This is a genomic window from Nereida sp. (assembly GCF_965655635.1).
Taxonomy (GTDB): domain Bacteria; phylum Pseudomonadota; class Alphaproteobacteria; order Rhodobacterales; family Rhodobacteraceae; genus Nereida.
Genome location: NZ_CBFHHE010000009.1, coordinates 52,184 through 59,425 on the forward strand (window position 1 = coordinate 52,184; position 7,242 = coordinate 59,425).

6 protein-coding genes and 1 pseudogene are annotated in these 7,242 nt (G+C 55.6%); 5 read left to right on the top strand and 2 right to left on the bottom strand.

The window, feature by feature from the left end:
- Positions 1-135: 135 nt before the first annotated feature.
- Positions 136-777: a bifunctional 4-hydroxy-2-oxoglutarate aldolase/2-dehydro-3-deoxy-phosphogluconate aldolase gene (eda, locus tag ACTF5M_RS04810; protein WP_438959960.1), complete on the top strand. Its 642-nt coding sequence runs from the start codon at positions 136-138 to the stop codon at positions 775-777.
- A 12-nt stretch (positions 778-789) separates the two neighbouring features.
- Here the strand turns inward: eda and ACTF5M_RS04815 are convergent, their stop codons facing one another.
- Positions 790-1,062 (bottom strand): hypothetical protein, encoded by a 273-nt coding sequence (locus ACTF5M_RS04815; RefSeq protein ID WP_438959939.1) that lies wholly within the window; start codon positions 1,060-1,062, stop codon positions 790-792.
- Positions 1,055-3,904 carry a bifunctional [glutamine synthetase] adenylyltransferase/[glutamine synthetase]-adenylyl-L-tyrosine phosphorylase gene (locus ACTF5M_RS04820; protein WP_438959940.1) on the bottom strand — a complete coding sequence of 950 codons (2,850 nt, stop codon included), beginning with the start codon at positions 3,902-3,904 and terminating at the stop codon, positions 1,055-1,057. The genes ACTF5M_RS04815 and ACTF5M_RS04820 overlap by 8 nt, the downstream gene beginning before the upstream one ends.
- A 135-nt stretch (positions 3,905-4,039) precedes the next feature.
- Here ACTF5M_RS04820 and ACTF5M_RS04825 point away from each other — a divergent pair, with 135 nt between their 5' ends.
- The 4 genes and pseudogenes from ACTF5M_RS04825 to ACTF5M_RS04840 form a co-directional block, all read left to right on the top strand.
- Entirely contained in the window at positions 4,040-4,483 is a 444-nt protein-coding gene (locus ACTF5M_RS04825) for an RDD family protein (protein WP_438959941.1), read from the top strand.
- A 74-nt stretch (positions 4,484-4,557) separates the two neighbouring features.
- Positions 4,558-5,373, top strand: coding sequence for an arginyltransferase (locus ACTF5M_RS04830; protein ID WP_438959942.1), 816 nt, complete (start codon positions 4,558-4,560; stop codon positions 5,371-5,373).
- 168 nt (positions 5,374-5,541) lie between these two features.
- Positions 5,542-5,781, top strand: a pseudogene (locus ACTF5M_RS04835) (response regulator transcription factor); the annotation flags it as partial.
- A gap of 349 nt (positions 5,782-6,130) precedes the next feature.
- Positions 6,131-7,242: thiamine pyrophosphate-binding protein (locus ACTF5M_RS04840; protein ID WP_438959943.1), on the top strand; the 1,112-nt coding region annotated here is incomplete at its 3' end.

Below are 7,242 nucleotides of genomic sequence, written 5' to 3' on the forward strand. Positions count from 1 at the left end.
CCCGCCTGTACTGCCACTCCCGAAAACAAAGCTTAAGTTAATTTACTGTTTCAATTCTTTTGTTTAGCAACATCGCCGCCGGAGGCACCCACGTCACTTTCCGGCAGCAAATACCCCGAAGAGGATACCACCATGATGAGCCCACTCGACGCCAGCCACCACACCCGCGCAATTTGTGAACTGGCACCGGTTGTGCCCGTGCTCGTCATCCACGACGCCGCAATCGCGCGTCCTTTAGCCGAAGCACTTGTGGCCGGCGGATTACCCGCACTTGAAGTGACTTTGCGAACACCCGCAGCCCTCGATGCGATCCGCGAGATGGCCAAAGTTGAAGGCGGCACAGTTGGCGCAGGAACCCTTTTGACGCCAACAGACGTAGAAGCCGCAAAAGAAGCCGGCGCACAGTTCGGTGTCTCGCCCGGCGCCACGCCAAAATTGCTTGAGGCCTGCGCAATCTCTGCCCTGCCGCTGTTGCCCGGTGCCTCCACAGCTTCCGAGGCCATGGCGCTGCTCGAAATTGGCTATTCCGTTCAGAAATTCTTCCCTGCCGAGGCAAATGGCGGCGCTCCCGCACTCAAAGCGATTGGCGCGCCTTTGTCACAGGTCTCATTTTGCCCAACGGGTGGTGTCACACCGGAAAACGCCCCAACATACCTTGGGCTGTCAAACACGCTTTGCGTCGGCGGAAGCTGGGTCTGCCCTGCAAATCTCATCGCCGCAAAAGACTGGGCCGCGATTGAAGAGTTGGCGCGCGAAGCCGCAGCACTTACACGGTAATCACTTGGCTGTTTATTCAGCTACACGCGCGGCACGCCCGCCCCGCCGTCCTGTGGCGGGGGCTGTTTTTAGGCCCTGGCGCAGCGTCTGTGTCATCGGATGATCCCCGTTCGACTTCCCGTAGTGGTCAATAAGCGGCTTGATATAATCTTGCATCGCAACGCCCGCAGGCAGCCCAAGAGCCCAGTCCAGAAAGATCGAACGGCACTCAGGCGCGCTGATCCCATCGATTTTATAGCTTTCTTGGATCAATCCGCGTGGGTCCAAAAACTTGAAGTCAATCATTGCCGCCTGCCCCATCTTTTGAGCCCCCAATGGGCATAATCCGTTCGATACATGCACGCGCCGCTTGCCGTGCCTCAGCCACTTTTGCCAGCGCGTCGTTCTCAGAGCCCGCGCCCAAAATACCATTTAGAACGCCAACCGCGCCCGTCCCGACTTTTGCTGCGTCAAACGGCCCAAGGCTCAATTCAGCCTGCATCGCTTTCACGGCCCATAGGGTCTTATAAGCTGCGGTGATGGCGCGCGCGTCCGCGTCATTCAACCATCCGTTTGCGACTGTTGTCGCCAGTTGCGCCAACGTATCGCGAGGTACGTCATCAAGCCCCGCTTTCAGCGCACTGGCTTGGGCGAAGAGTTCGATATCTTGCACACCGCCTGCACGGTTCTTGACGTCCCAAGGATCACTCCCAGGTTTCGCCCCTGCCAAACGCGCCCGCATATCACTAGTATCACCCAGCACATCTTTTTGCGTGTCCCGCAAAATATCATCGCGCAAAGCATTCCAATCCTGCGCAAGCGCCCCTTCACCAAGCCCCTGTGCGCGCGTCAGGGCAAGATGCTCCCACGTCCAAGCTTCTTCTTTCTGGTAGCTCGCATAAGACGCCCAACCACTTGCCACAGGCCCCTGCCGCCCCGAAGGACGCAGCCGCATATCAACCTCATAAAGCCGCCCTTCCGGCAATTGCGCCGTCAACGCAGTAATCAGCGCTTGGGTCAGGCGGGCAAAATATGTCCGCGTCTGCAGCGGCCTTGGACCGTCAGAGATGGCGTCAGGGTCCGCATCATAAATCAAAATCAAATCTAGATCCGAGCCCGCGTTTAACTGCCCCGCGGCCAGAGAGCCCATCGCAATTGGAACAGCTCCGCGCCCCATCGGCGCGCCATGCTTTGACGCGAACTCAGCCGTGACCCGCGGCCAAAGCGCGCCAACCAAAGCCTTGGCAAGGGACGCATATTGCGCACCGGCCGTTTGCGCATCGATCACACCGCGCAGATGATGCACACCGATCCTAAAGTGCCATTCTTTCTTAATCCGTCGCGCCGTATCCAGCACCGCCTCATAATCCGCACAAGCCGTAAGAGCGTCAGAAACTATGTCACCTAGCTGCGCGTCACTTGGGAACGGCGCAAAGAAATCACCCGCAATGACCGCGTCCAGTACGTTGGAATTACGACCAAGATAGGCCGCGAGCGCAGGTGACGTCGCGCAAATCTCAAGCAGCAAATCCACCAGCGGGGCATTGGCCTCAAAAAGAGAAAATACCTGCACACCTGCCGGCAGGCCGCGCAAGAACCCATCGAAATGCGCAAGCGCTTCTTCGGGGCGTGCGGCTTGGACTAATTTAGCCACAATGGACGGGCGCAGACGATTGAAAATTTCCGTGGCGCGGGCAGAACGCATAGCGGGGTAGCTGGGCCAACGGGCAATTATTTCCTGGCCAAAATCGTTCGGAATTGGAGCTGTATCGCCTTCCTGATCAGTCGTGTTGATACTGGCGATAGCACCATCATCGGCAGGTGCTTCTGGCGCAAAGAACGCCTCCGTACGGCTGTGAACGCTCTCAAATAAGCCCTGCAATCGTTGCTTGAGGGCTACCATGTCCTCACCCATCATTGCGGCAAGCCGGCTGAAGCCTTCTTCATCGCGGGGCAATACGTGGGTTTGCGCGTCAGCAATCATTTGCAAGCGATGTTCGATATCGCGAAGGGCGCGGTATTTTACTTTAAAATCGCCCGCCAACTCATTGCTTATCCAACCTTTTGAAGAAATAGCATCAAGCCCTGCACAGGTTCCACGCACACGCAAATCAGGGTCGCGCCCGCCTGCAATCAACTGCAGTGTTTGGGTAAAGAACTCAATCTCACGAATACCGCCACGGCCCAGTTTCACGTTATGCTCGGGCAATGAAATAGCCCCTGCCAGCCCCTTATGTGCCCAAATTTTGAGGCGCATATCATGCGCGTCCTTAATTGCTGCAAAATCCAGATGCTTTCGCCAGATGAAAGGTCGAAGACGCTCAAGATAGGTCTCTCCGGCGTTGTGATCGCCCGCGCAAACACGCGCCTTGATGTGGGCCGCGCGCTCCCATGTGCGGCCCTCAGCCTCGTAGTAAAGCTCGGCTGCAGACATCGACATGCACACAGGCGTCACCGCAGCATCAGGGCGCAACCTCAGGTCCATTCGAAAGACGTAACCATCGCGGGTATGGGCGCTGATCGTTTTGGTCATTGCACGAATAATCTGCACAAATGCGTGGCGCACATCGGCCACATCATCACGGGCATAGCGGCTGTCATCAAAGAGGCAAATTAGGTCAATGTCGCTTGAATAATTCAATTCAAACGCGCCCATCTTACCCATGGCGAGCACAACCAAGCCACCGTTTGTGGCAAGATCATCTTCGGTCAACCACGGCAAATGCCCCCTTTTGAAACGGGCCGCGAACTCTGCATCAAGGGCCGTTTGAAGTGCTGCGTCCGCAAGCTGGGTCAACGCGGTTGTAACATTTTCCAGCGGCCAGACACCGGCAAGATCCGCAAGTGCCGTGAGCAAGGCAATCCGTCCTTTGGACCGGCGCAAAGACGGGCTTAGCTCGCTCAGTGTCACGTTTGAGGCATAGCCCGCCACTGCCGCCAATTCGGCACGCAAAGCGTCCTCAGGGTCTGCAAAAGCGCTCTGTAGCCACTCATGATGCTTGCCGATCAGCCCACTTAGGTATGGGCTGCATCCCGCAGCACCGGCGACCACATTCGCCAACGGGCCATCGAACAGGACAGCGCGTTCGGCCCCGCGATCGAGGTCAAAGGCGCGCGGCATACGAGTGATGGCATCTGTAAACTTCATGTAAATCAACGTGATACGGGGGCCGTGATTGGTCAAGGACAACAATTGGTCAAAAAGAGCGGGTGCCCTTGATCGAAGGGCTCCAAACAACCACATAACTGCTTATAACAAGTGAAACCGCACGGATATCTGCCTATGCACAGCGCCCTTCCCGATCCAGTAGATCAAGCAGAGTTCTACGCCGATGTACCGATGAAACGTTTGTTGGCCTGGGGGATTGATACGCTCATCATCGCGGCCATATCGATCGCGCTTTGCCTGCTTACGCTTGGGGTTGGCTTTTTCATCTTCTTTGCAGTCTTCTTTTCTGTCAGCTTTATCTACCGCGTTGTCACATTGGCGCGCCGGTCCGCCACGGTGGGCATGGGTGTTGTGGCAATTGAATTTCGCACCGCCAAGGGCACCAAGTTTGATGTAGGGACCGCGTTTTTGCACACATTGGGATATGTCATCTCATTCGGGGTGCCGGTGTTGCAGTTGATCTCTATCATCTTGATGTTGATCAGCGAAAAGCGCCAAGGGGCGACTGACCATCTGCTGGGGACCGTGGCCATTAACCACGCTGCACATTCGCGTTAACGCACCACGCAGACAGGGGTTGGCGAGACTGTTTTCGCTTGCTAGGGTTTGTGTATTCAAGAATTGGATTATTAATGCGCCACACACTGCCAATTGCACCACAGTTTTATGTGACCGCACCGCAGCCCTGCCCTTATCTTGAGGGTCGGATGGAGCGTAAACTGTTTACCGCATTGCAAGGTGAAAGCGCTGAAAAGCTGAATGACGGGCTGTCCAAGCAAGGTTTTCGCCGCTCACAAAATGTACTTTACCGGCCATCATGCGCCGATTGTACTGCGTGTTTGTCCGCGCGCATTAAAGTGGCTGATTTTAAGCCGAGCAAAAGCCAGAAACGCGTGATGAGCCGCAACAAAGACATGCGCCGCCGCGTAACAAGCCCTTGGGCTACTGAAGAGCAATTTGCCCTGTTCCGCGCGTATCTGGATACGCGGCACGCAAATGGCGGTATGGCTGATATGGATATATTCGAGTTCGCCGCCATGGTCGAAGAAACGCCTGTGCGCAGCCGCGTGATCGAATACACCCGCGACGAGGTTTTGACCGCCGTTTGCCTGACCGATCTGCTCGATGACGGGCTGAGCATGGTTTATTCGTTCTTTGCGCCTGATGCGGCGCCAAGCTCGCCCGGAATGCATATTATCCTTGATCATATCGAGATCGCGCGGGAAACAGGCCTACCATACGTCTATCTTGGGTATTGGGTGCCTGGATCACCCAAAATGGATTACAAGGCGAAGTTCTCGGGCCTTGAGGTCTACCGTGGTGGCGCGTGGGAACCCATGAACAACGTGGCCGATTTTGAGCAAGAGACGCACCCGCTGTCCATTGATCCGATCGCCGAACAAGTCGCGAATATCTCGCTGCCTGATACGCTGTCTTCAAAAGTGTAGTCTGCGGTATGAAGGCGGCTGATTAAGGCGCCCTAATCAGCTCCCATCCTCTCAACAAAATGAAAACGGCCCCACAGTTTCCTGCAGGGCCATTGTCTTTTTCAGGTCTGATTTAATCAGTTACCAATCAGGTTCGGCACGATTGTCACCACGCTTGGGAACGCGGTTGCGGGCGGGCGCGAAATCCTGACCGAGCGCGAGCAGACTATTTTGCTGCAACTTGCCGGCGGTAAATCCAACAAAGACGTAGCAGCTGTGCTGGATATTTCTGTGCGTACTGTTGAGACGCACCGCAAGAACATCAAACGCAAACTGGGTATTTCATCGACCGCGGGGCTGACCCGCTACGCGCTTGAGCACGGAGTTTTGCAGGGCACAGGGGCTAATTTGCAGGCCAGCCTCCAATAAAATGCCGAAAAACACTCCTATACTTTTCGATAGTTTCAAAAATCATCACTAAAATCGCTATTTAATTATCCAAAACAGCCAAAAAACTGCTGTCCGGCTGTTGACGCCCCCGAACGCCCGCCATAACGTCCCTCGCAGTTGTTAAGAAAGGGCGGACTATGAAAGACGTCGTCGTGATTTGTCGAAAGATGCGCATGGGATCGTAAGATCATCCAGTTTTGAAACCATGCGCCCCCGACACAATCGGGGGTTTTTTTATGTCACCTTTTCTTTTCTGAACCTGAAACGAGCTAGCTATTGATTTGACGCGGAACCAGCCGCGCAAACTTTGAAAACCGGAGAGACCAAGATGCCCGCACCCATGACAGGCGCCCAAATTGTTATCCAAGCCCTTAAAGAACAAGGCGTCGACACGATTTTCGGCTACCCCGGTGGCGCGGTGCTGCCGATCTATGACGAGATTTTTCAACAAAGCGACATCAACCACATTTTGGTCCGCCACGAGCAAGGCGCGACCCATGCCGCCGAAGGCTATGCCCGCGCGACAGGCAAACCCGGTGTCGTTTTGGTGACGTCTGGTCCAGGCGCCACAAACGCGGTGACAGGCCTTACGGATGCGCTTTTGGACAGCATCCCAATGATCGTTTTGTCCGGTCAGGTGCCGACATTCATGATCGGCTCTGACGCATTTCAGGAAGCCGACACCGTTGGCATCACGCGCCCCTGCACGAAACACAACTGGCTTGTGAAAGACACCGATGAGCTTGCTGGTACAATCCACGAGGCGTTTCACGTTGCCACATCTGGCCGTCCAGGCCCTGTGCTTGTGGACATTCCCAAAGACGTCCAATTCGCCAAGGGCGAGTATCAGGCTGCCGCCCCCACCAAGTCGCACTACCAGCCCCAAGTAAAAGGCGACATGGCCACCATTGAAGAATTGGCTGACGCTATGGCCAAGGCCAAGCGCCCGATCATCTATTCCGGTGGCGGCGTCATCAACTCTGGCCCCGCGGCATCACAGCTTTTGCGCGAATTGGTGGCGGCAACAAACTTCCCCATCACCTCAACCCTCATGGGCTTGGGCTGCTACCCTGCGTCTGGTGACAACTGGCTGGGCATGTTGGGCATGCACGGGCTTTATGAAGCAAACATGGCGATGCATGATTGCGATCTGATGATCAACATCGGCGCACGTTTTGATGACCGGATCACGGGCCGCCTCGATGCGTTCTCGCCTGACTCAAAAAAGGCGCACATCGATATCGACGCCTCATCTATCAACAAAGTCATCCATGTGGATATGCCGATCCTTGGTGATGTGGCCCATGTGCTTGAGGACCTGCTGAACGTTTGGAAATCAAAGGGTCGCCAGACAAACAAAGAAGCGCTCACCACGTGGTGGAGCCAGATTGAAGACTGGCGCGCCGTGCGCTGTCTGTCGTTCAAGCCAGAAGGCAAAGT

Excerpts from the sequence above, each read along its gene's own strand:
- ACTF5M_RS04815 (WP_438959939.1), bottom strand. The coding sequence starts at position 1,062 with ATGATTGACTTCAAGTTTTTGGACCCACGCGGATTGATCCAAGAAAGC.
- ACTF5M_RS04820 (WP_438959940.1), bottom strand. The coding sequence starts at position 3,904 with ATGAAGTTTACAGATGCCATCACTCGTATGCCGCGCGCCTTTGACCTC.
- ACTF5M_RS04825 (WP_438959941.1), top strand. The coding sequence starts at position 4,040 with ATGCACAGCGCCCTTCCCGATCCAGTAGATCAAGCAGAGTTCTACGCC.
- eda (WP_438959960.1), top strand. The coding sequence starts at position 136 with ATGAGCCCACTCGACGCCAGCCACCACACCCGCGCAATTTGTGAACTG.
- ACTF5M_RS04830 (WP_438959942.1), top strand. The coding sequence starts at position 4,558 with ATGCGCCACACACTGCCAATTGCACCACAGTTTTATGTGACCGCACCG.